The organism is Halomonas sp. DP5N14-9, assembly GCF_019802175.1.
In the GTDB taxonomy this organism is placed as follows: Bacteria; Pseudomonadota; Gammaproteobacteria; order Pseudomonadales; family Halomonadaceae; genus Halomonas; species Halomonas litopenaei.
The window spans coordinates 14961-38072 of record NZ_JAHVHR010000024.1 but is presented as its reverse complement, the minus strand read 5'-3'; the positions used below and the strand labels follow the sequence as shown (position 1 = coordinate 38072).

The following is a 23112-nucleotide window of genomic DNA, read 5'->3' as shown; positions in this document are numbered from 1 at the left end:
AAACCAGCGTTCTAAAAACCTGCGTTCTCCAGGCAGTCGGCCAGGGTCTCCAGCGCCGGGACACCCTGGACGTCGGTGGCGAGCCAGGGCACCCGCGGACGCGGCAGGTGGGCGAAGGTCGTATCGATACGCGCAAGGTAGGTCTCTTCCTGCACGCGACGGGCGGCAAGAAAGTCGCCGTCCGCCTCTACCGGAAGTACGCGGTTGACCAGGGTGGCGGCAACGGGAATCCCCGCCTCTTCCAGTGACGCCACGGCACGGGCGGTCTCGAGGATCGGCAGGCGCTCCGGCGTCAGCACGAATAGGAAGCCATTGTGACTTGCGTCCTGGATGCGCCGGCGGGCCTGATGAAACAGCCGCCGTCGCGCCAGCAGGGTCTCGGCGATATCCCGGGTGCGCGGGTCCTGATCCCGGGACGCTGCCTCGTCGTCCGACTCGAACGGCGAGGCCACGTCGCGCCGAGAGCCAGGCGTCAGATGGGCCAGCACCTTGCCCAGATGCTCGGACTTGCGGCTATGGGCGAGCAAGCCGTCGGTCCAGGCGGCCATGGCCTCGGGCAGGCTCAACAAGCGCAGGGTATGACCGGTGGGCGCGGTGTCGAACAGCACCAGATCGTAGGGCAGGCTGTCGTCGGTCATCAGTCGCGACAGCCGCTCCAGCAGCGCCGCCTCCTGGGTCCCCGGCGACTGCCGCGACAGGCGCATCTGACGTTCCAGCTCATCCATCATGGCAGGCGCCGCATAGCGCCGCATCTGGGCGGTTACCCGCGCCAGATGCGCCTCGACCTCGCGATCGGGATCGATCTCCATGGCGTCCAGGCCGGGCAATAGCCGCCGCGGGGTATCCCCGAGTTCACTGGCAAAGACGTCGCCCAGGCTATGGGCGGGGTCTGTGGAGGCCACCAGCACGCGCTTGCCTCGGCGTGCCGCCAGCACGCCCAGCGCCGCCGACATCGAGGTCTTGCCGACGCCGCCCTTGCCGCCGACCCACAGTCGGCGACGATCCAGCAGTTCCTTCATGGTCTTCCCTTGTCCATTCTGGTCCCTTGTCAGCCCAGCTCTTGTCAGCCCTGCCCTTGTCAGCCCTGTCCTTGTCAGCCCGGTACAGCGTTACCCCCTGTCCAGCGCACGCTCGGTCCCGGCAATTGTTGCTAGAGGGTGTCGTGATGGTCCTCCGCCGCCGGTTCAGCAGCAGCGGAAGTCATCCAGCGGTGAGCGCTCCATGCCCATGCGCTGGTGCCAGTCATGGAACCGTTCCATCAACAGTGGCTGAAGCTCCAGGGTGTAGTAGCCCACCGGATTGGGCATGCCCATCAGCTCCGAGAACACCAGCAGCATGAACAGGTCGTCCTCGTCGCGCCGGGCGCGGGCGATGGCACCGCGATACGGCGCCGAGTAGGACTCCTCGGCGAAGTGGCGCGCCGACGACAACCAGCGACGCCACTTGGCCAGACCCTCGTCGTGATCGCTCACGGCGCCTCCCCGCGCACTTCATGACGCAGCCGCTTGAGCGCCGAGGCGCACTCCATCGCCACCAGCACCGAGGCGATCAGCACCACGATATCGAGCGCCAGCAGGAAGTAGTTGCCTGCGACGAAGAAGCTCTTGAGCTGGGCCAGCAGCGCCAGCACCGTGACGATCAGCAGGAACACCAGGGGAATCAGGGTGTAATAGACCGGGCGATGGTTGCGCATCAGCATCACCGTGACCACCAGCAGGGTCAGGCCGGCCAGCAGCTGGTTGGTGGTGCCGAACAGCGGCCAGATGATCAGGCCACCGGAACCGTCTGCCCCGGCGCCGAAGGCCAGCACCAGGCACGACAGCACCGCCAGCAGGGTCGCCACCGCCGGTTTCTTCATCCACGGCTGGTCGTAGATCTCACCCCACTCCTGGAAGATGTAGCGCTGCAGGCGCAGGCCGGTATCCATGGTGGTGCCGGCGAACAGTGCCGCCATCACCGTGAGCAGGGTCGCGGCGGTGGCCTGGGGCAGGCCGATGCCGTTGTGGATGATGAAGGCACCGCCCTCGACGAAGGCGTTGACCCCACCCTTGCCGAAGGCGTCGTACATGGCCTGCCAGTCGCCGAGGGTGGCGAAGCCTGCGGTGGCCGCCAGGATCGACCCCAGCGCCAGCATGCCCTCGCCCACCGCGCCGAAGTAGCCGACGAAGCGCACGTCGGTCTCGCGATCCAGCTGCTTGGAGGTGGTGCCGGAAGACACCAGACCATGGAAACCCGAAATCGCACCGCAGGCGATGGTCACGAACAACAGCGGGAACAGCGACGGCGTGCCCTCGGGTACATCGCTGTTGAAGCCAGGCGCCACGATGTCCGGGTTCAACAGCGCCAGGGCGCCATAGAGGATGATCAGACCGATGAACAGCTGCAGGCCGTTGATGTAGTCGCGCGGCTGCAGCAGCATCCACACCAGCAGCAGCGAGGCGATGGCGGCATAGCCGAACAGCAGGTGGATCCACACCGCCTGACCGGACAGCACGCCGACCTCGGTGGGCATCTGGATCGGCACCGCCGGTCCGATGCCGATCAGGGCGTAGAGCGCCACCACACCGATCACCGATACCAGGCCGAGGCCGATGATCCGGCGATAGATCAACTGACCGATGACCAGCGCCACCAGGATGGCGCCCCATACCGGGATGACCGCCGAGGGGAACTTCATCATCAGGCCGGCGATGACCACGGCAAAGACCGCGTTGACCATCAGCAGCAGCAGGAAGATCACGATCATGAAGATGCTGCGGGCGCGGGTGCCGACCACTTCCCCTGTGAGCGCGCCCACCGACTTGGCCTTGTTGCGCACGCTGGCCCAGATCGCGCCGGCGTCATGAACCCCGGCGAAGAAGATGGTGCCGAAGATGACCCACAAGAAGGCCGGTACCCAGCCCCAGATGACCGCGATGGCCGGGCCGACGATGGGTGCCGCTCCGGCCACCGAGGTGAAGTGGTGGCCCCACAGCACGTAGCGGTTGGTCGGCACGAAGTCGACGCCATCTTCGAACTCGTGGGCGGGGGTGACGAAGTCCCTGGACAGCTTCAAGATCTTCTCGGCGATGAACTTCGAGTAGATGAAGTACCCGAGGGCCATGGCGGCCAACCCCAGGACCAACACGATGACTGCACTCATGAGCGACTCCCTTGCGGCAGGTTATTGGTAACGGCCTTGCGTCGAGGGTCCCTTCCTGAAAGCACAGCACCCGTAGCCACCAGGCTCTCCTCGACGTCCTACCCCCTGCTTAACAGCTTTGTTTTTATTGGAAAAACAGCATCCTGGATATCCGCCAGAACGTGGACCGAGATCAATTATCGTTGCTGGATCTGGCGCCGCTGGATCTGGCGCTGCTGGACCTGGCCTGGGGTTCGCCCGGCCCAGGCCAGAAGAAGGGATTGTGGGCCACCTCCCAGAGGTGCCCGTCAGGGTCGGCAAAGTAGCCGGAGTAGCCGCCCCAGAAGGCCTTCTGCCCAGGCTTGAGCAGGTTCCCGCCCGCTCGCCGGGCCTGGAGCAGCACCGCGTCCACTTCTTCGGGGTCCTCGGCCATGTAGGCCAGGGTCACGCCGCGAAAGCCCTCGCCACCGGCGTTGACCATCAGGTCATCGGCCAGATCGTGCCAGCCGTACAAGGCAAGCCAGGTACCCTGCAGCGAAAAGAAGGCGATCCTGGGGGCGCTGTCTTCCAGGCGAGGCCAGCCAAGCCCCTGTTGATAGAAGTCGATGGCCCGTTCGAGCGAGTGAACACCGAGGGTGATCATTCCGATACGCGGCTTGGGTGCGCGGGGTTCGACCTTTGCCATCTGGCCCTCCTGACGCTTTGGCGTACGACAGCTATTGCTGAGAGCCTAGACGGGAAAACTCTGATGCTGGAGATACAAAAAACCCGCCGTGTCGAAACGACACAGCGGGTATCAAGGTGGTTAAGCTTTTTCGTCGGATGCGTAGGCGATCGTCAGGTGTCGCGATCCTGTGGGTCTGAGGCACGCGCGCACTGACCGGGGTCTAGTCTAGCCTGGCTAGAATTGACCTGGCCTCGCCTCGCACCCGCCGTCGACAATCGCAGGCACCTTTCAGACAAGCCTCGCGCTTTCTTCGGAAGGTCGGCGAGCACCGGCACTTTTCGCGCAAGCCTTCCGCTTTATCCTTGGCCTTCGACAACCAGCTTATAGTCCAGGGTCGGATTCAGCGGGCAGGAGTAGACGTATTCACCGGGTTCCAGGCTGACGGCGAAATCCCCGGCCTGGCCGGTGCCGAGGCCACCGCCGGACACGCTGGGTAGCCGAGCGCGGTTGAGCAGGCCGTCGCCACGCAGCCAGAAACCCAGGTCATAGGGCACGCCCTCGTTCTTGACCCGGAACACATAGTCTCCGGCGGGCACTTTCAGCACCCTGGCCTCTGCCAGCCGCGCCTCACCGGTGTCGTCGTTGAAGGCCTCGCAGTCAGCCTTGCTCTGCGGGTGAATGCCGTGATCGGTGCCGTTCTCGCTTTCCAGGAACTGACAGCCGACCTGGGTCAACTCGATGACGGTTGCCTGACCGGAGGACGTGTCGGCTGCCTGGGCTTGCTGTGAATGGGCCGGCGCGACCCAGCCCAGTGCCCCCACCAGGCCGAAGGCCAGGGCCCAGCTCGCCCACCCCACCGTCTGGCCTTTCTCTCCATCCGCTTGCATGTTCGCCACCCTCCTTTGCATGATGATGCCTGGTCTGGTCATGGCGCCGACATTGCTGTGTTCACACCTGTATCTATCGCTACGTTCGAAGCAAGGTCGGGGCCTACCTGTCGTTGTCGCTATCGTTACGTCAGGCCTTACGACCGAGTGCAAGGACGGCAAAGCGTTGGCGTCGAACACGGAAGATCGGCCGCCATGGATGCCACAGCGACTATGCTGAGAAAATCCCGTCACGCTGCATCGCGACGTGAGTCCCGCCGTCCCCGACAAGGAGATTCAAGATGCTCGAGCAGATTCCCCACCCGGCCGAACACGTGGTCGCCATCCGCGCCGGCGGTACCGTGACCGCCCAGGAACTCCAGCAAGCCATCGATCTGATCGAAATGACCAAGAAGCGCTGCCCCAAGGTCAGCCTGGTGGCGGAACTCGACAACCTGCGATGGATGACCCTGACCGCGCTGCTACGTGACCTGGGCTATGGCCTGACCCAGATCGGCGAGCTTGACCACTACCATCGCGCCGCGGTGATCACCGACAAGGAGTGGATCAAGCACATCGCCCATCTCGAGGACAAGCTGGTCAGGAAGATCGAGATCCGCACCTTCTCCCACAAGGAGCACAGCGCGGCCATGGAGTGGGTGGCCGAACTGCCCGAAGCAGCCACCGATGACGCCGATGAAGAGCCCGAGCAAAAGGGCTACCACGGGGCCTGACGCACACCCGGCGCGAGCGGCTCAGTCGGATGCCTTGTCGCCGGTCTCGACGGCTGCCCCGACACCCGTATCGGCGGCTGTCGTGGCACCCGCCGTGCCACCATCGCTGCGGCGCAGCAGGTGGGGGCCGAGCTGGTCGATGGCGGTTACCCCGAGCAGCGCCATGTTGCGCTCGATCTCCTCGCTCATCAGACGAATGGCGTGGGCGACCCCCGCCCCTCCGGCGACGCTCGCCGCATAGTTGAAGGGCCGGCCGACGAACACGAAGTCGGCCCCCAGCGCCAGCGCCTTGAGCACCTGGCCGCCGCGGCGAAAGCCGCCATCGATCATCACCGGAACCTTGCCCTCCACCGCCTTCACCACCTCGGGCAGCATGGTCATAGGCGCCACCGTAGCGTCGAGCTGGCGACCGCCGTGGTTAGACACGATCAGACCGTCGGCGCCCGCCTGGCAGGCCCGGCGTGCGTCGTCGGGATGCAGGATCCCCTTGACCACCAGCTGGCCGGGAAAGCGCGAGCGCACGTGCTCGAGGGTCGACCAGTCAAGATGACGCCGGCCGGCGAAGTCGCGGGCGGCGTGCTTCGCCAGCACCGGCACCCCTCGCGTCGCCGCGTTGTTCTCGAAGTGGGGAACGCCATGACGCAGCAGGGTGCGCAGGAAGGTGCCGGTGAGCCAGCGAGGGCGAGTCAGTCCATCCCAGGCCAACCGCGCGCTCGGCTTCAAGGGGCTCGAAAAGCCCGAGCGACGATGGTTTTCCGGGTTGGGCGGCACCGGGTAGTCGACGGTGATGACCAGACGCTTGTAGCCGGCCTGGATGACCCGTTCAAGCAGGGCGTCGATGCCCTCCAGGGTGCCGGGCAGGTAGGCCTGGAACCAGTCCGCACCGGTGGCCTCGGCGAGTTCTTCCATGGGTATCAACGAGGAGGCGCTGACGATCATCGGGATCTCGGCACGCTGGGCCTGTTCTGCCAGCACCATGTCGCCCCGGTAGGCGGTCAGCGCGCTGATGCCCATGGGGGCGATACCGAAGGGCTGCGAAAACCGCTGCCCCAGCAGCTCCACCTCGGTGGAAATCGACGACACATTGACCAGCGCCCGGGGCAGCCAGTGCACTTCATTGAAGGCCTCGCGACCAGCCCTTGCCGTCTCGCCCTCCTCGGCCACGCTGGCGACATAGCCGAACAGGGGCCGCGGCAGGTGGCGACGCGCCGCCCGCTCGAAGTCGTCCAGACTCAGGATGCGCTCGAGACGTCGCTTCATGATGCCCTCCCTGCTCGCCAGGACGCCTGGTTGACGGCGTTGACCGGGCCTTCGCCGACCAGCGCGCCGATCAGGTTGTCCACCGCGCGCCGCGCCATGGCCGCACGGGTCTCGTGGGTGGCCGAACCGATATGCGGCAGCACCACTACGTTGTCCATGCGCGCGAGCGGTGAGTCGGCGTCCAGCGGCTCCCGGGTGAAGACGTCGAGCCCGGCGGCGCGGATGGTGCCCTGTTCCAGCACCTCGATCAGTGCCGTCTCGTCGACGACCTTGCCCCGGGCGATGTTGATCAGCGCGGCGGAGGGCTTCATCCGGGCAAGGGCGTCGGCGTCGATCAGGTGATGGGTGTCATCGCTGTAGGGCACCGCCAGACAGACGATGTCGGCACGCCCGAGCAGCTCGTCCAGGGAGCAGTGTTCGGCGCCGAGGTGTTGCTCGAGCTCAGGCTTCGGTGCCCGCGCGGTGTACAGCACCGACATGCCGAAGCCCAGCGCGCCGCGCCTGGCGATCGCCGCGCCGATACGCCCGGCGCCGACGATACCCAGTGTCTTGCCGTGCACGTCGTGACCAAACTGGTCGGGCCCGACATGAGACGTCCAGCGCCCTTCCCGCACCATGCAGGACAGCTCCACCAGCCGCCGCTGGGTCGCCATGATCAGGGCAAAGGCGGTATCTGCGGTGGTCTCGGTGAGCACGTCCGGGGTATTGCACAGCAGGATGCCCCGACGATTCATCGCCTCGAGCGGCAGTTGGTCATAGCCGACCGAGATGGTCGACACCACCTCGAGATGAGGCGAGCGCTCGAGCATCGCCTCATCGAGTTCGAGCTTGCCGCCGATCAGACCGTGGGCGCTGGCCATCGCTGCCTCGAAGGCCTCGCGATTGCCCTCGTTCAGATCCTCGAAATAGTCCACCTGGCCCACCTCGTTCAAGGCCGCGAGTTCCTCCTCGCCCAGCCGCCTCAGGGCGACGATACGAGGCGCCTTACCACGATCGCGGGCAGCGGGTGCTTTATCCATGTTGTTCCTCCTTGAGTCCCGGCATGGCGAAGTCTCGCTCTTCCAGCGCCGCGATCAGCTCCTGGCGGCGCCCTGACGCCAGTTCAATCAAGGGCGGGCGTAGCGTCGCCCAGGACGCCTGTCCCGAAAAATGTGCGGTAGCCGCCTTCATCGCCGGTATCAGCGGATAGCGCTCGAACAGATCGCGCATGGCGTTCAACCCTGCCTGGCGTTCATCGGCCTCGGCTGTCTGCCAGTCAGCGGCGAGCCCGGCGATGGCCGCCGGATTGACGTTGGCGGTGGCACTGATGCAGCCCGCTCCCCCGCCGCGCAGCGTATCCAGCAGAAAACGCTCGCTGCCGGCGTACACCGCAAAGCCGTCGGCGCCGAAGGCGTCGATCAGTGCTTGGGTGTTGGCGAAGTCGCCACCGCTGTCCTTGATCCCCGCGACCATCTCGGGGAAGGCCTCGCGCATACGTGCGATCAGCTCGATCGACAGCGGCACCTGGGCCACCGGCGGAATATGGTAGAGATACAGCCGCAGGCGCGCATCGCCTACCCGCTCGATGACCTCGGAATAGTAGCGATAGAGGCCCTCGTCGCTGACGCCCTTGTAGTAGAACGGCGGCAGCATCAGCACTCCGGCCGCGCCCATGTCTACCGCGTCGCGGGTCAGCGCGACCGTATCGTCGATGGCGCAGTGGCCGGTGCCCGGCATCAGCCGGGAGGGATCGATGCCCGCCTGTCCCAGCTGTGAGAGCAATTCGCGCTTCTCGCCAAGGGTCAGCGAGTTGGCCTCGGAGTTGGTGCCGAACACCGCGAGTCCGACCCCGTGGGAATCGAGCCAGCGGCAGTGGGCAATGAAGCGTTCGGTATCGACGGCGAGATCCGACGTGAAGGGGGTGATCACCGGCGACCAGGCGTCGCCGGCATGGGCCAGGTTGGTGGCTGTCATGATGCGATTTCCTTAAATGGGGTGGAGCGCCGCCCGACCAGCGGCCGATGACGACGGGTCACGACCAGGGCTCGCTGGCGTAGCGCTCCAGCGCCTCGCTGTCGAAGTTGAAGCCAAGGCCCGGGGCGCTCGGCAGCAGCAGGTTGCCGTCGGAGAACTGAAGCTGGGTGTCGATCAGCCGGCGGAAGTTGAGGACCTGGTCATCGGCGAAGAACTCCACCATGCGCGCGTTGGGCGCCGAGGCCACCAGGTGCACGTGCAGGTCGTGGAACCAGTGGGGATAGACCTCGACCCCGTAGCTCGCCGCCGTGGCGGTGATGCGGCGAAACTCGGTGATGCCGCCGCACACGGCGGCGTCGGTCTGCAGGATCATCGCCGCCTCCTTGTCCAGCAGCTCCTTGAAGCGCCAGCGTCCGGCCTCGATCTCGCCGGTGGCGACCGGCACCGGGGTACGCTCGGCCAGACGGCGGTGGTTGTCGATGTCGTCGGGGCTGAACGGCTCCTCGATCCAGAACGGCGAGTACGCTTCGGCCATGCGCATGAACTCGAGCGCAGATGGCAGGTCGCGCCAGGCGTTGTTGGCATCCATCATCACCGCCACGTGGGGGCCGACTGCTTCGCGCACCGCCGCCAGTCGCGCCTCCTCCCCGGCCAGGTCCTCGCGGCCCACCTTCAGCTTCACCGCCTTGAAGCCCTGCGCCACGTAGCCGGCCATTTCCTCGCCCAGCATCTCCGGCGTCTTGCCGTCGAGGTAGTAGCCGCCGCTGGCGTAGGCCGGGACGCTATCGCTGTCACTCGCCCCCAGGTACTTGTACAAAGGCAGCCCTGCCGCCCGGGCGTTGCGATCCCACAGGGCGGTGTCGAGAATGCTGATGGCCCGCATCACCGAGCCGCAGCGACCATGCAGCAGAGACTCCTGATACATGGCTTGCCACAGGCCTTCGGTGGCGTGGGCGTCGGCCCCCAGCAGTACTGGCCTCAGCAGCTCACGAACCGCCTGTGATACCAGCAGACCGGCATTGTTGCCGCCGTAGCAGAAGCCGATCCCGACCACGCCGTCGTCGCCTTCGACCTCCACCAGGGCGTAGTCGCGCTTGAACACCTGGCGATTGGAGAAGCTGGTGGGATGGTCCAGCGGAACACTGATGGTGCGGGCACGGACGTCGCTGATACGCGTCATGGTGGGCTCCTTTCAAGACATTGTTGTGGTTGTCGCTAGCGTGGTTGCTGGCGTTGATGAAGCGCTGTCACCGCTATTGAAGCGATGAGTGGTCGCCTCGATCAGCCGGTGCGTGCCCCGCGCCGCAACGAGCTTCGCAGCCAGCGGAAGACCGGCGTGGCCTGGAGGATCGACAGCACCGCGATGCCGAGCAGCACCATGGCGATGGGGCTTTCGACGAAGATCATCGGGCTGTTCTGGCCGATCAGCATCGACTGCTGGAAGCTGGTTTCCATCACCGGCCCCAGGATCAGACCGATGACCATCGGCGCCGGTGAGATGCCGGCCTTGTTCATCCAGTAGCCGAACAGGCCGAAGCCGAGCATCAGCCCCACCTCGAACAGACTGTTGTTGATGGCGAAGGCGCCGATCACGCACAGGGTGATGATGGCGCAGGCGACGAAGCTGTCCGGCACCTTGGTCACCCCGACACACAGCCGGGTGAACATCAGCCCCACCGCCAGCAGGCCGACATTGGCGAAGATCACCGCCCAGATCAGGGTGTAGGTGACATCGCCATAGTCGGTGAGCAGGTTCGGGCCTGGCAGGATGCCCTGGACCATCAGCGCCCCCAGCAGGATGGCGGTGGACGAGCTGCCGGGGATACCGAGGGCGATGGTCGGAATCAGCGCGCCGCCGACCACCGCGTTGTTGGCGGCCTCGGGGGCGGCGACGCCGGCGATGTCGCCCTTGCCGAAGCGGCTCTTGTCCTTGGCAAAGCGCTTGGCCTCGTTGTAGGCAAACCAGCTCGCGGTGTCGCCGCCGGTGCCGGGGATCAGGCCGGTAACGATACCGATGCCGCCGGAGCGCAGGATGTTGGGCATCAGCGTGCGCAGCTCTTTCAGCCGCGGCACCAGCCGATCGGTGATCTTGCTGGCCACCTTGTCGCTGTCGTGGGCGTTTTCGATCAGGATCAACGCCTGGGGAATCGAGAACAGCCCGATCAGCGCCACCGTGAATTCGATGCCGGAAAACAGGTTGATGTTGCCGAAGGTCATGCGCGGTGTGCCGGTGATCAGGTCCATGCCCACGGTGCTGAGCAACAGCCCCATGATGCCGGACAGCAACCCGCTGACGATGGAGCCCTGGGACAGCGAGCCGATGATGGTGATGCCCAGCACGGCGATGGCAAACAGCTCCACCGGGCCGAACTTCAACACCAGCACCCCCAGCAACGGTGCGGCGGTCAGCAGGGCGATACCGCTCATCAGGCCGCCAAAGAAGGAGGCGAACAGCGACACCCCCAGCGCCTTGCCCGCCTGCCCCTGCTGGGACAGCGGAAAGCCGTCGAGCACGGTGGCCGCCGCCGAGGGCGTGCCCGGGGTCCGCAGCAGGATGGCGGCGATGGAGCCGCCGTAGGAGGCGCCGACGTACAGCGAGGCCAGCATGCTGAGCCCCGTCGCCGGGTCCATGGTAAAGGTCAGCGGCAACAGCAACGCCAGCGCCATGGTGGCGGACAGCCCCGGCATGGCGCCGACGAACAGCCCCAGCAGGGTGCCGCCGAGGATCAGCGCGATATTGGTGAAGGTGAGCACGTTGCTCAGCCCCACCATCACAAGCGAGTCGTTCATAGGGTCAGGCTCCAGGTTCGCGCGGGTGCAATGACGACCTCAGCGAAGCCGATCGGTGTGGCGAAGCGCACGACAGGACTTAAAACAGCGGTGGCAACAGCGGCACGGGCAGGCCCAGAAAGCCGATGAACACCAGGCAGACCACGGTGATCAGACCGGCGATGCCGATCAGACTGAAGCGCAGCGACACATGGCGCACCAGCCACAGCGACAGGCCCATGAAGGCCGCCGTGGCGACCACATAACCGAGCCAGGAGATGCTGTAGATGTAGACGGCGGCGAACACGAACACCGCCATCGCCTTGAGCGGCCTGGCGGGCGGCGCGGGCGCGCTATCGCCTTCGGCAAGTTCCCCCTCGGCCAGCTGACTGCCCTCGAGGGTGGGCGCGGCGCTCGACGAGGCCTGGGCCCGCGCGCGGGAATGCGCGGTCAACTCCTGCACGATCATGGCGATGGCAAATAGCCCCACCACCACCGCGTAGATCAGCGGCATCCGCGCCGCGGCGTCGGGATAGCCCAGCGAGGTGACCCCGAACAGCGTGGCCACCCCCAGGGCGAAAAGACCAAACAGCAGGCGACTGAGTTTCATCAGTATGACTCCCTCGGTCGCTTGCCGACGGGCCAGGCCCGTCGGCAAGCGCACCGATCAACCGTTGATCTCGTCCTTCACGCTGGCCCAGATCTCCTCGAACTGGCCTTCCATGTCCTCGATCATCTGGCGATAGTCGTCGCCGGTCTGGATATCGAGGTTCATGGCCCGCTCCTCGGCGACCTTCTTGAACTCCTCGTTGGTCTTGAGTGCCTCGAAGGCGTCGATCAGCTGCTGGCGTGCCTCATCGGGGATGCCGGCCGGTGCGCTGTAGCCGCGTGAGGAACCGGCCACCACCTCGATGCCCTTCTCGCTCAGGGTCGGCACGTCGGGCAGCATCGACAGGCGCTCGCGGGCAAACACCGCCAGCGGCCTCAGGCTGCCGGACTGAATGTGTCCGTAGACGTTGCCCAGGTTGTTGAAGCTGGCGTCGATCTGCCCGCCCATGGCGGCGGTGGCCGAAGGTCCGTCACCCTGGAACGGCACCTTCTGGAAGCTGATCCCCGAGGCCTGCTCGATCAGGATGGTGGAGAAGAAGTCGTCACCGCCCACGCCGGAGTTGCCCACGGTGATGGTGCCCGGATTCTCTTCGGCGGCGGCCAGGAACTCCTCCACCGTCTCGTAGGGGCTCTCCGCCGGTACCACGATAATGCCCGGGTCGGTCACCACATTGGCGATCGGGGTCAGCTCGTCCACCGAGTAGGTGATGGTGTCGTTCATGATGTAGTTGGTCATCAGCATCGGCGTATTGGTGATGCTGATGGTGGTGCCGTCGGCCTCGGTCTGCTTGGCCAGGCGAGTCCAGGCGATGGCACCGGTAGCCCCCGGCAGGTACTCGTTGACGAAGTCCACTCCCAGCGACTCGCGCAGGAACGGCTGGGTCAGCTGGGCCAGGGCGTCACTGCCCCCGCCGGCCTTGAATCCCTGCAGCACCTTGATCTCGTCGCCGGCGGAGTACTCCGCCATGGCGGCGCCGGGCAGAAGCAGGGTCGACAGAAGGATGGCGGCGTAAGCTCCACGATGTTTCATGGCTGCACCTCTTGTGCGGTTGTCGTTGTCTTTATCGTTGTCTTGCACTGGTACGTGCGACGGGCGCGGTCATCGCGCACCTGCTCAGGCGCTGTCTCCGAGCGCTGGGCCCTGTCTCAGGACGCTGGGGCGCTGTCTTGGGGCGCTGAGTCGGGGCGAAGGCGCCGGGCACGTCGTGACTGCCAGATTCAACGTAGACGGTCGCCAATAAAATTGTCAATAATCTTGTTAACCATCTTTTCTCGTCCTAACCTAGCTAGCGAACCACGACGCAACGCCCTCCTGCGAAGGGGCTGTTCGGCGCCAGCGATAAAGATACGAGGACCGATCGATGAGCCAGGACTCAGACAACAACCACAACAACGCCACCCGGGGCATGTCCAACCGCCTGACCAACTACGGTGACGCCGACTTTTCGCTGTTTCTGCGCAAGGCGTTCATCAAGGGCATGGGCTATACCGACGATGCGCTGTCACGGCCGGTAATCGGCATCGCCAATACCTACAGCGGCTACAACGCCTGTCACGGCAACGTGCCGGGGCTGGTCGAGAGCGTGAAGCGAGGGGTGATGCTGGCCGGCGGGCTGCCGGTGGAGTTCCCCACCATCACGCTGCATGAGTCCTTCGCCCACCCCACCAGCATGTACCTGAGAAACCTGATGGCGCTGGACACCGAGGAGATGATCCGTGCCCAGCCGATGGATGCGGTGGTGGTGATCGGCGGCTGTGACAAGACGGTGCCGGCCCAGCTGATGGCGGCGGCCAGCGCCGATATACCCACCGTCCAGCTGGTCACCGGGCCCATGCTGTCGGGCTCCCATCGCGGCACCCGGGTCGGCGCCTGTACCGACTGCCGTCGCTACTGGGCGGCCTACCGCGGCCAGGACATCGACGACGCCGAGATCAGCGAGGTCAACGACAAGCTGGTGCCTACCGTGGGTACCTGTTCGGTGATGGGCACCGCCAGCACCATGGCCTGCCTGGCCGAGACCCTGGGCATCATGCTGCCCAACAGCGCCACCGCGCCGGCGGTCTACGCCGACCGCCAGCGCATCGCCGAGCAGTCCGGGACCGAGGCGGTACGGCTGGCCCGTGACGGGATCACGCCCTCTCAGATCCTGACCCCCAAGGCCATCGAAAATGCCCTGCGGGTGCTGCTGTCACTGGGTGGCTCGACCAACGGTCTGATCCACCTGACCGCCATCGCCGGTCGGCTGGGCATCAACATCGACCTGGACGCCTTCGATCGCATGAGCCGCGAGACGCCGGTGCTGGTCGACCTCAAGCCCTCCGGCGAGGGCTACATGGAGGATCTGCATCGCGCCGGCGGCCTGCCGACGCTGCTGCGAGAGCTGAAGCCGCTGCTGCACCTGGACACCATGACGATCAATGGTCGCACCCTGGGCGAGAACATCGACGCGGCGGTGCATCTGGTCGAGCAGCCGGTGGTGCGCCCACGCTCCCGTCCTGTCTACGCACAAGGCGGTATCGCCGTGCTGCGCGGCAACCTGGCGCCGGCCGGCGCCATCATCAAGCAGTCGGCGGCGTCTGCGGAGCTGATGCAGCATCGCGGACGGGCGGTGGTCTTTCATTCGCTGGAGGATCTGGCGACGCGCATCGACGATCCGGACCTGGACGTCAACGCCGACGACGTCCTGGTGCTGGCCAACATCGGCCCCAAGGGCGCCCCGGGCATGCCCGAGGCCGGATACATTCCGATCCCGAAGAAGCTCGCCACCCAGGGCGTCAAGGACATGGTGCGCATCTCGGACGGACGCATGAGCGGCACCGCCGCCGGCACCATCGTGCTGCACGTATCGCCGGAGGCAGCCGAAGGAGGAACGCTGGGCCTGGTGCGCGACGGCGACATCATCGAACTCGACGTTTCTGCCAACCGTATCTCGCTGGAAGTGGACGAGCAGACCCTGGAGAGCCGCCGCCAGCAGACCACGCCCCCGCCGCGTGAGCAGCCACCGATGCTCGGCTATCGTCGGCTGTTCATGGAGCAGATCCTGCAGGCCGACCAGGGCTGTGACTTCAAGGTGTGCCGCCCCGAGTCCCACTGTCGCGTGCCGACCCAGGAGTGAGGAAAGTCATTCGAGCCGATGAAGGCGATGAGCGCTATTGATAGACTGGAGTCGGCGACGGGACCGTCTCGTCGCCGCTTCACCATCGTGATCGCAGAGGATGCGAGATGAGCCAGGTCAGCGTGCAGGACCCTTCCAACAGCACCCGTCGTCCCAGCGCCACCAGCGTGGCGGAGGACATCGTCGGCAGTGTCGAGGAGGACATCGTGCTGGGGCGTCTGCACCCCAGGGAGCGGCTGGTCGAGGAGGACCTGATCGAGCGCTTCGACTGCAAGCGCCACGTGGTGCGTCAGGCGCTGTTCCAGCTCGAGAGCATCGGCCTGGTCGAACGCATCAGGAACCGCGGCGCCTTCGTCAAGGCCTACACGCCCGAAGAAGTCGAGCAGCTCTATGCCATGCGTGAGATCCTCGAACTCGCCGGTGTCGATGCCCTGCCACTACCGGCGCCGGAGCAGTGGCTGAGCGAGCTCGAGCACATCCATCAGCGCTACAGCACTGCCGTGGACGCCCATGATCTGCGACGGGTATTCCATCTCAATATCGCCTTTCACCGCACCCTGTTCGCGGCGACCGGCAATCCCTACCTCTACGAAACCATCAACGAGTTCGCCCAGAAGGCCCACGGCATTCGTTTTATCGCCATCGCCGACAGCCACAGCCTGTCCCGGGCGCGCCACGAGCATCAGGCGATGATCGAGGCGATCCGCCAACAGGACCGCCACGCGCTGCGCGAGCTATGCCGGCAGCACCTGCTGCCCTCCAAGAATCGCTACCTCGAGCTGCATCCTTCCAATCGCTAGGCGCTGACATCCGTCGCAGGCATCCCTTGAAGGCGCCCCTGGCGACCTCCGGGAACTGACGCGCCACTAGCCTCTTCAAGCGCGTCCTCCAGCGCATCTTCCAGCGCGTCTTCCAGCAGCCGACAGGCCAGACCGTCAGCAAGATGTCAGCCTTGCTCGCAGGCGCCCTTGGCGACCTCCCAGGACTGACGGATATGATCTTCGAGAAGGTAGCGGGCATCGTGGATACGCCGGTCCAGCGCCAGCTCGACCAGCTCGCCGTGCTGGGCATCGAGGCGGTCACGAATCTCCGGGTTGCCCGGGGCCAGCCGGCGATAGCGATCGAACTGATCGTGCAACTGCTCGATGAAGCGTAACAGCCAGTGCGAACCACAGGGCGCCAACAGGGTGCGGTGAAAACGCTGGTGGGCCTGCTCCCACTGTTCGATCTCGCCCTGGGCCTTGTTGGCCCGCGACAGACGATGGCTGGCGGCCAGCAACTGCGACTCCCACTCGGCGTCACCCTCCTGGAAGGCCTGGGTCAGCGCCATGCACTCCAGCTGCATACGTAGCCGAGAGATATCCTCGAGTTCTTCCGCCGACAGCGGCGGCACCCGGAAGCCGCGCTGATTGTGCTGCTCCAGCAGGCCGTAGGCGGCCAACCGGTTGAGCGCCTCCCGCAGCGGGCTCAGCCCCACCTCGTAGCGCTCTTTCAGCGCGCTGATGGCGAGCTTCTCCCCCGCCGCGAAACGCCCACGGATCAGGTCCTGCTTCAGCGCACTGAACACCTGGCTCGCCGCCGTTTCGCCGCTCGCCGCCACCTCGGCTGGTTGGGAATTGATCATGACAACACTCGCAAATAACAGGCTTGCAGAGTACGTCGGCAATTGACGTTCGCCAAGCGCTGGGCCATAGTTTTTCCAAAATATCGATATTAAATACAGTAGACGATATTTCTTACAACGATCGAGATATTTCTTCCACAAGGGTCGATATCTCTGACAAAACAGGCCCTGGCACAGAATGCCCCGACACAGAAAACCCTGACCCAACAGGGCGGAGCCTGTCCCCTTCACCACAACAACAGCATCGGAACACGCCCATGTCCCAAGACGCTTCCCCTTCGACAGCGCCCGCTGTCTCGCTGTCTGGCCTTCGCCATCTGATTCTGCTCATCGCCGCCATCGGCAGCCTGCTTGTCGGCATCATGGGTCTTGGCATTCCCACCGCGGTGGCGCTGATCGTTGCCGGCGCCATCGCCATGACGCTATGCCTTGCCTGGGGTATCGCCTGGTCCCGTCTGGAAAGTGATCTGCTCAAGGGCATCCAGGCCATGCTGGTACCCATTCTGATCCTGATGAGCGTTGGCATGATGGTGGGGGTATGGATGCTTTCCGGAACCATTCCTGCCATGGTCACCCTGGGCCTCGAGTCGCTGACGCCAGGGCTCTTTCTGGTCGTGGCCTGCCTGTCATGCTCGCTGATGTCGGTCATGGCCGGGACCTCCTGGGGCACCCTCAGCACCATCGGCGTGGCGCTGATGGGGGTCGCGCTGGGACTCGGCATCCCCCCGGCCTACGCCGCCGGCGCCATCGTCACCGGCACCTTCTTCGGCGACAAGCTGTCGCCGCTGTCGGATACCACGGTGATGGCCTCGGCGGTATGCGAGGTCAATATCATCACCCACATCCGCCATATGCTGTATTCGACCCTGCCGGCCTACCTGATCGCCCTGGCGGTCTACGCCTGGCTCGGCAGCGACGTCGCCACCTCCGGTGCGACCCTCGCCGGTGACGGCATGTCGACCCAGACCCAGACGATCATCGACACCCTGGCCGCCACCTTCAGCGACAATCTGCTGACCCTGTTGCCGCCCCTGGTGGTGTTCGGCTGCATCCTGGCCAAGAAGCCGGTGCTGCCCGCCTTCATGCTCGGCATCGTCAGCGCGGCGCTGATCTCGGTGGTGCTCCAGGGCGCGAGCCTTTCCGAGATCGGTTCCGCCATGAACGCAGGCTTCGTCGCCGATACCGGGGTCGCCATGGTCGACAAGATGCTGTCCCGGGGTGGCCTGCAGGGCATGATGTCCACCGTGGCGGTGCTGATCGCCGCCGCCGTGTTGGGGGCCCCGTTCAAGAGTGCCGGCACCCTGGACGCCGCCATCGCCTACCTGGCCCGACGCCACGCCGGCCGGCGCCAGGTGCTCGGTGGCTCCATGGCGCTGCATAGCCTGGCCTTTCTGCTGACCGGCAGCTACTACGTGACCTTCTCGCTGCTTGGCCCGCTGCTGCGCCCACTGGTCGCCAGCAGTGGCAGCCCGACCAAGAACCTGTCACGTATCCTCGAGGACACCGGCACGACCCTGTCGCCGCTGGTGCCCTGGGGCGTCACCGGCGCCTTCACCGCCGCCACCCTAGGGGTCGCCACCGCCGACTTCTTCGTCTACGCCATTCTCTGCTACGGCGCCATCGCCTTCTCGTTGCTCTATGTACTCACCGGCCTGACCCTGGGTCATGGCAGCGACGAGCGCCAGCCGGCCGGCTCCGCCTCCGGGGCCTGATATTCCGCCAGGGCCTGCGCCGCCGCTGGATCGCGGCCACGATGAACATCAAACCCGCCATCATTCTCGGGGCCCGCCTTGCCGGGCCCCGAACCGTTGGATCGCTCTTCAGGGGATTGACGGCCTTTCGAGGGCGCGGCATAGTCGGGTCATAAAATCGATTTTTAACACCAATAACGATTGACCCGATCCAGCTTGGATCAGCGACCTCGAGTCAGCCACCTTGAAGAGAGACGCCATGTCTTCCCAGCGCGCGAACCCCAGCTCCCTGTCCACTCCCTACCCCGATGCCACGCCCTACCCGTCCCGGCGCAGCCCGACCTATTCTCGCGATGGCATGGTGGCGGCGTCCCAGCCCCAGGCCGCGCAGATCGGCCGCGATATGCTTGCCCGCGGCGGCAACGCGGTGGACGCCGCCATCGCCACCGCAGCCGCGCTGACGGTGGTCGAGCCCACCGGCTGCGGCATCGGCGGCGATGCCTTCGCGCTGGTGTGGATCGCCAACGATGATCAGGGCAACGGCGAGCTGCACGGGCTCAACGCCAGCGGCGTGGCGCCCCAGGCGCTGAACCGGGAAGCGCTGGTCGAGGCCGGCCACGACAAGGTCCCGCTCTACGGCTGGACCCCGGTGACGGTGCCCGGTACGCCATCCGCCTGGGCCGAACTGTCGCGCCGCTTCGGCAAGCTGGACTTCAAGACCCTGCTCGAACCCGCCATTCGCCTGGCCCGCGACGGTTTTCCGGTGTCACCGGTCATCGCCAGCCTGTGGCAGCGCGACACCGCGACCTTCCACAAGCACCTCGAAGGCGAAGCCACCCAGCCCTGGTTCGACACCTTTACCTTCGATGGCCGCGCTCCCGACGCCGGTGAGTGGTTTCGCAACGAAGACCAGGCCAGGACCCTGGAGGCCATCGCCGAGAGTCAGGCGGAGAGCTTCTACCGCGGCGAGCTGGCCGAGGCCATCGACGCCTTCTCGCGTCGCACCGGCGGCTATCTGCGCAAGGACGACCTGGCGGCCTATCAGCCTGAGTGGGTCACCCCGATCTCGGCCCGCTACCGAGACGTCGACGTCTGGGAGATCCCGCCCAATGGCCAGGGCCTGGTGGCGCTGATGGCGCTGCGCCTGCTCGATGGCTATCCGGCGTCCCATCGTGACGACCCGGAACTGCTGCATCGTCAGCTCGAGGCCATGAAGCTCGCCTACACCGACGGCAAGACCCACATCAGCGAGCCAGAGGCCATGACCTACTCGGTCGAGGAGCTGTTGTCCGACGCCTACACCGAGGCCCGTCGCGAGCTGATCCAGGAAACGGCCATCGACCCGCAGCCGGGCAAGCCCAGGGCCGGCGGCACCGTCTATCTGGCCACTGCTGATGCGGACGGCAACATGGTGTCCTTCATCCAGAGCAACTATCACGGCTTCGGCTCCGGCATCGTGGTGCCGGGAACCGGCATCGCCTTGCAGAACCGCGGTCACGACTTCAGCCTCGACGAGAGCCACGACAACGTGCTCAAGCCCGGCAAGAAGACCTTCCACACCATCATCCCGGGCTTCCTGACCCGAAATGGCAAGGCGCTGGGGCCCTTTGGCGTGATGGGCGGTTTCATGCAGCCCCAGGGCCACGTCCAGGTGGTGATGAACCTGGTCGACTTCGGCCTCAACCCCCAGTCGGCGCTGGACGCACCGCGCTGGCAGTGGATGGGCGGTCGCACCATCGGTATCGAGCACGGCTATCCGGCACCGCTGGTACGTGCCATGGCGGCCCGTGGTCATCGCATGCAGGTGGATACCGACAGCCGCAGCTACGGCCGTGGCCAGGTGATCCTGCGTGACCCCGAGACCGGCATCTACTGTGGCGGCACCGAGCCCCGCACCGACGCCACCATCGCGGTGCTCTGACCCATGAGCGTACAAGCTTCGCTATTTGCCGCCTTCTTTCGCATCGGCATCTTCGGCTTCGGCGGCGGTCCGTCGATGATTCCGCTGGTCCACCAGGAGGTGGTCAAGCGCCACGCCTGGATGGACGACGACGCCTTCGCCGATGTCCTGGCCATCGGCAATACCCTGCCGGGGCCCATCGCCACCAAGATGGCCGGCTACATCGGCTATCGGGTCGGCGGGGTGTTCGGCGCCATCAATGCGGTGGTGGCGGTGATCGTGCCGGTAATCTTCGCCATGATCGCGCTGCTCGGCCTTTACAGTCGCTACGGCGACCAACGCTGGGTGCAGGGCATGGGGCTGGGCGTGGTGCCGGTGGTGATGGTGATGATGGCCCAGTTGACCTTCGATTTCTTCCAGAAGTCCCGGGCCGGGCTCGGCGTGGTCGCCACCCTGGTCATGGGAGTGGCCGCCGGTGGCCTGATCTATGGTCTTGGCGTACACCCTGGGCTGATCATCGGCGCCATCCTGATCGCCGCCCTGCTCAGGCCCGAGAAGCCCCGCAACGCCCCTGAAGGAGGTCGCTTGTGATGATCTACTGGCAGCTGTTTCTGGCCTTTTTCATCCCCAATATCGTCGGCTACGGCGGTGGGCCCGCGATCATTCCGCTGATCGAGAACGAGGTGGTCGGCACCTACGGCTGGATGACCCATCAGGGCTTCGCCGAGACGCTGGCGCTGGGCAATGCCCTGCCGAGCCCCATCGCCACCAAGATGGCCGGCTACATCGGCTATGAAGTAGCCGGCGCCGGCGGTGCCATGGTGGCGGTACTGGCCACCGTCGGACCCTCGCTGCTGCTGATGCTGGCGGCCCTGGGCACCCTCTATCGCTACCGTGACTCGATCAAGGTCAAGTCCATGAGTCAGTGGGTCCGTCCTGTCGTCATGGTGCTGATGGCCTACCTGACCGTCAGCTTCCTCAAGGAGGGCATGGCGACCTCGGGCCTGGTGCACACCCTGATCATCGCCGCTGTGGCAGCACTGCTGCTGCTCAAGACCCGCGTACACCCGGCCCTGGTGGTGTGCTTCGGGCTGGGCTACGGCGCCCTGCTGCTGGGCTGAGAGACGACACGACACCACCGATCCATCCACAACAACTACGCGTGACCTTCGATCCACCCATAACAATCAACCCGACCATCCATCCCAACAATCACAGACAAAAGCCCTCGACGCACAGGACAATCCCATGACCCTGCACCATACCCCGTCAAAGACCGCTCTTTCCCGCCGCTCTTGCACCCGGACCGCGCTGGCCCTGATGGTCTCTGCCTCCGCCCTGACCGCCGCCAGTGTGGCCGTGGCCCAGGACGCCTACCCTGACAAGCCGGTGGAATTCATCGTGCCCTGGTCGCCGGGTGGCGGCAGCGACACCCTGATGCGCCTGGTCGCCAACCACGCCGAATCCCAGCTTGGTCAGCCTATCCCGGTGATCAACATGCCCGGGGTCAGCGGCACCACTGGCCTCAAGGAACTGTCCCGGCGTGACGCCGACGGCTACACCATCGGTCAGGTCCACGAAGGCCTGATGGTGGCCCATCACACCGGCCTGACTCCGCTCAACTACGATGACTTCGAACCGGTGGCCGGCGTCACCCAGTCGCCCCAGTACCTGACGGTTCCTGCCGGCGCGCCGTACACCACCTTCGAGGAGTTCGTCGAGTACGCCAAGGCCAATCCGGGAGAGGTCCGCTTCGGCGTGACCCTGGGCGGCGTGCCGCATATCCACGCCGCCATGATGGAAGAAGCCGAAGACCTGCAATTCCGCTACGTCGGCTTCGAGGGCACAGGTTCGCGCATCCGCGCCCTGGTCGGCGGCCACATCGACGCCGCCATCGGCGACATCTCCTCAAGCGGCGAGTTCGTCAAGAACGGTGACCTGCGATTCCTGGCGGTGGGCAGCGAGGAGCGCCAGCCCGAAGCGCCGGACGTACCGACCTTCACCGAGCTCGGCCATCCTGAGCTCAAGCTGAACATCATTCGCGGCATTCTGGCACCCAAGGGCACCCCGGAAGAACGCATCGACACCCTGGCCGAGGCCTTCGAGGCCATGAGCCAGGACGAGGCCTTCGCCCAGGCGGTACACAACGCCGGCGCCAGTGTGGTGTTCGAAGGCCCCGAGGCGTTCGCCGAGTACCTCGAGACCAGCAACGCCACCATCGAGCGTCTGTCAGGGAAGCTTGCACGATGAGCCAGAGCACCACCGACCGCTCCCCCTCCGGGGAGCGGCACGCCCCGGGCCGGGGTGGTCCCCTGGCCCATGTGCTGTTGAACATCGCCCTGGCGGCGCTGTTCACCGCGCTCTTTGTCATGGCCCAGGCGCTGCCATCGTCGATGTGGGAACCACTGGGTTCGGGCAGCTTCCCGCGGCTGGTGCTGGCGGCGCTGGTGGCATTGAACCTGGCCATCGCCTTCAAGGAGGCGCGTGCCTTCCTGCGCCAGAGCGCCGGTGAGCGAGGCCAGGTCGGCGCCTGGATCTGGCGTCACCGGCTGGCCTTCGCTGTGCTGGCGCTGTTTGCGGTGTACATCATCGCCCTGCCCTGGCTGGGTTTCAGCCTGGCCTCGCTGGCCTTCCTGCTGGCGGGTCAATGGCTTCTGGGCGCGCGCTCGCTCAAGGCCCTGGCCATCGCTGTGGTGGTCGCCCTGGTGTTCTCGCTCGGGGTCGACACCCTGTTCCGCGACGTCTTCGTCATCAGCCTGCCCCGCGGCCTGTTCGGCTGAGGCGGCAACGACTCCTCGAGGA

The 23112-nt window shown here is 65.6% G+C and carries 22 protein-coding genes; 9 read left to right on the top strand and 13 right to left on the bottom strand.

Features of this window, described 5'->3' with window-relative positions; translation table 11 throughout:
- Positions 1-11: 11 nt before the first annotated feature.
- From KUW00_RS13150 to KUW00_RS13130, 5 genes are all read right to left on the bottom strand, one after another.
- Positions 12-1019 carry an ArsA family ATPase gene (locus KUW00_RS13150; RefSeq protein WP_124804298.1) on the bottom strand — a complete coding sequence of 336 codons (1008 nt, stop codon included), beginning with the start codon at positions 1017-1019 and terminating at the stop codon, positions 12-14.
- A 165-nt stretch (positions 1020-1184) separates the two neighbouring features.
- Positions 1185-1451, bottom strand: coding sequence for a cory-CC-star protein (locus KUW00_RS13145; protein WP_045993347.1), 267 nt, complete (start codon positions 1449-1451; stop codon positions 1185-1187).
- 17 nt (positions 1452-1468) lie between these two features.
- Positions 1469-3142, bottom strand: a complete 1674-nt coding sequence (locus KUW00_RS13140; RefSeq protein ID WP_222569266.1) for a carbon starvation protein A — start codon at positions 3140-3142, stop codon at positions 1469-1471.
- Positions 3143-3314: 172 nt separating this feature from the next.
- On the bottom strand, positions 3315-3806 hold the full coding sequence (locus KUW00_RS13135; RefSeq protein ID WP_222569265.1) for a VOC family protein: 492 nt from the start codon (positions 3804-3806) through the stop codon (positions 3315-3317).
- A 338-nt stretch (positions 3807-4144) separates the two neighbouring features.
- Entirely contained in the window at positions 4145-4675 is a 531-nt protein-coding gene (locus KUW00_RS13130; protein WP_222569264.1) for a hypothetical protein, read from the bottom strand.
- Between the two features lie 281 nt (positions 4676-4956).
- Between KUW00_RS13130 and KUW00_RS13125 the strand changes: the two genes are divergently transcribed.
- Positions 4957-5388 carry an STAS/SEC14 domain-containing protein gene (locus KUW00_RS13125; protein WP_045993324.1) on the top strand — a complete coding sequence of 144 codons (432 nt, stop codon included), beginning with the start codon at positions 4957-4959 and terminating at the stop codon, positions 5386-5388.
- Positions 5389-5409: 21 nt separating this feature from the next.
- On the opposite strand, the gene KUW00_RS13120 is transcribed toward KUW00_RS13125, so the two are convergent.
- The 7 genes from KUW00_RS13120 to KUW00_RS13090 form a co-directional block, all read right to left on the bottom strand.
- The gene (locus KUW00_RS13120; RefSeq protein WP_222569263.1) at positions 5410-6648 is read right to left on the bottom strand and encodes an alpha-hydroxy acid oxidase; all 1239 of its coding nucleotides are present in this window, start codon (positions 6646-6648) and stop codon (positions 5410-5412) included.
- On the bottom strand, positions 6645-7667 hold the full coding sequence (locus tag KUW00_RS13115; RefSeq protein ID WP_222569262.1) for a 2-hydroxyacid dehydrogenase: 1023 nt from the start codon (positions 7665-7667) through the stop codon (positions 6645-6647). The genes KUW00_RS13120 and KUW00_RS13115 overlap by 4 nt, the downstream gene beginning before the upstream one ends.
- A complete protein-coding gene (locus KUW00_RS13110; RefSeq protein WP_222569261.1) occupies positions 7660-8601 on the bottom strand; it encodes a dihydrodipicolinate synthase family protein in 942 nt (313 codons plus the stop codon). The genes KUW00_RS13115 and KUW00_RS13110 overlap by 8 nt, the downstream gene beginning before the upstream one ends.
- A 58-nt stretch (positions 8602-8659) precedes the next feature.
- Entirely contained in the window at positions 8660-9781 is a 1122-nt protein-coding gene (locus KUW00_RS13105) for a mandelate racemase/muconate lactonizing enzyme family protein (protein ID WP_045993328.1), read from the bottom strand.
- A 101-nt stretch (positions 9782-9882) separates the two neighbouring features.
- Positions 9883-11391, bottom strand: coding sequence for a tripartite tricarboxylate transporter permease (locus tag KUW00_RS13100; RefSeq protein ID WP_045993329.1), 1509 nt, complete (start codon positions 11389-11391; stop codon positions 9883-9885).
- A 79-nt stretch (positions 11392-11470) separates the two neighbouring features.
- Positions 11471-11980: a tripartite tricarboxylate transporter TctB family protein gene (locus KUW00_RS13095; RefSeq protein WP_222569260.1), complete on the bottom strand. Its 510-nt coding sequence runs from the start codon at positions 11978-11980 to the stop codon at positions 11471-11473.
- Positions 11981-12037: 57 nt separating this feature from the next.
- Entirely contained in the window at positions 12038-13009 is a 972-nt protein-coding gene (locus tag KUW00_RS13090; protein ID WP_045993331.1) for a tripartite tricarboxylate transporter substrate binding protein, read from the bottom strand.
- Positions 13010-13340: 331 nt separating this feature from the next.
- Between KUW00_RS13090 and KUW00_RS13085 the strand changes: the two genes are divergently transcribed.
- Positions 13341-15095, top strand: a complete 1755-nt coding sequence (locus tag KUW00_RS13085; protein ID WP_222569259.1) for an IlvD/Edd family dehydratase — start codon at positions 13341-13343, stop codon at positions 15093-15095.
- A 107-nt stretch (positions 15096-15202) separates the two neighbouring features.
- A complete protein-coding gene (locus KUW00_RS13080) occupies positions 15203-15895 on the top strand; it encodes a GntR family transcriptional regulator (RefSeq protein WP_222569258.1) in 693 nt (230 codons plus the stop codon).
- Between the two features lie 146 nt (positions 15896-16041).
- Here the strand turns inward: KUW00_RS13080 and KUW00_RS13075 are convergent, their stop codons facing one another.
- Positions 16042-16719: a GntR family transcriptional regulator gene (locus KUW00_RS13075; protein ID WP_045993333.1), complete on the bottom strand. Its 678-nt coding sequence runs from the start codon at positions 16717-16719 to the stop codon at positions 16042-16044.
- Between the two features lie 257 nt (positions 16720-16976).
- Between KUW00_RS13075 and KUW00_RS13070 the strand changes: the two genes are divergently transcribed.
- The 6 genes from KUW00_RS13070 to KUW00_RS13045 all read left to right on the top strand — a co-directional run bounded on the left by KUW00_RS13070 (position 16977) and on the right by KUW00_RS13045 (position 23090).
- Complete coding sequence (locus KUW00_RS13070) at positions 16977-18431, top strand: Na+/H+ antiporter NhaC family protein (protein ID WP_222569257.1); 1455 nt, start codon at positions 16977-16979, stop codon at positions 18429-18431.
- 238 nt (positions 18432-18669) lie between these two features.
- Complete coding sequence (locus KUW00_RS13065; RefSeq protein WP_261392161.1) at positions 18670-20331, top strand: gamma-glutamyltransferase family protein; 1662 nt, start codon at positions 18670-18672, stop codon at positions 20329-20331.
- Positions 20332-20334: 3 nt separating this feature from the next.
- A complete protein-coding gene (locus KUW00_RS13060; protein WP_222569256.1) occupies positions 20335-20901 on the top strand; it encodes a chromate transporter in 567 nt (188 codons plus the stop codon).
- Positions 20901-21431, top strand: a complete 531-nt coding sequence (locus KUW00_RS13055) for a chromate transporter (protein WP_045993337.1) — start codon at positions 20901-20903, stop codon at positions 21429-21431. Before KUW00_RS13060 ends, KUW00_RS13055 begins: the two co-directional genes overlap by 1 nt.
- A gap of 127 nt (positions 21432-21558) precedes the next feature.
- The gene (locus KUW00_RS13050; protein ID WP_222569255.1) at positions 21559-22560 is read left to right on the top strand and encodes a Bug family tripartite tricarboxylate transporter substrate binding protein; all 1002 of its coding nucleotides are present in this window, start codon (positions 21559-21561) and stop codon (positions 22558-22560) included.
- On the top strand, positions 22557-23090 hold the full coding sequence (locus tag KUW00_RS13045; protein ID WP_222569254.1) for a tripartite tricarboxylate transporter TctB family protein: 534 nt from the start codon (positions 22557-22559) through the stop codon (positions 23088-23090). The genes KUW00_RS13050 and KUW00_RS13045 overlap by 4 nt, the downstream gene beginning before the upstream one ends.
- Positions 23091-23112 lie beyond the last annotated feature (22 nt).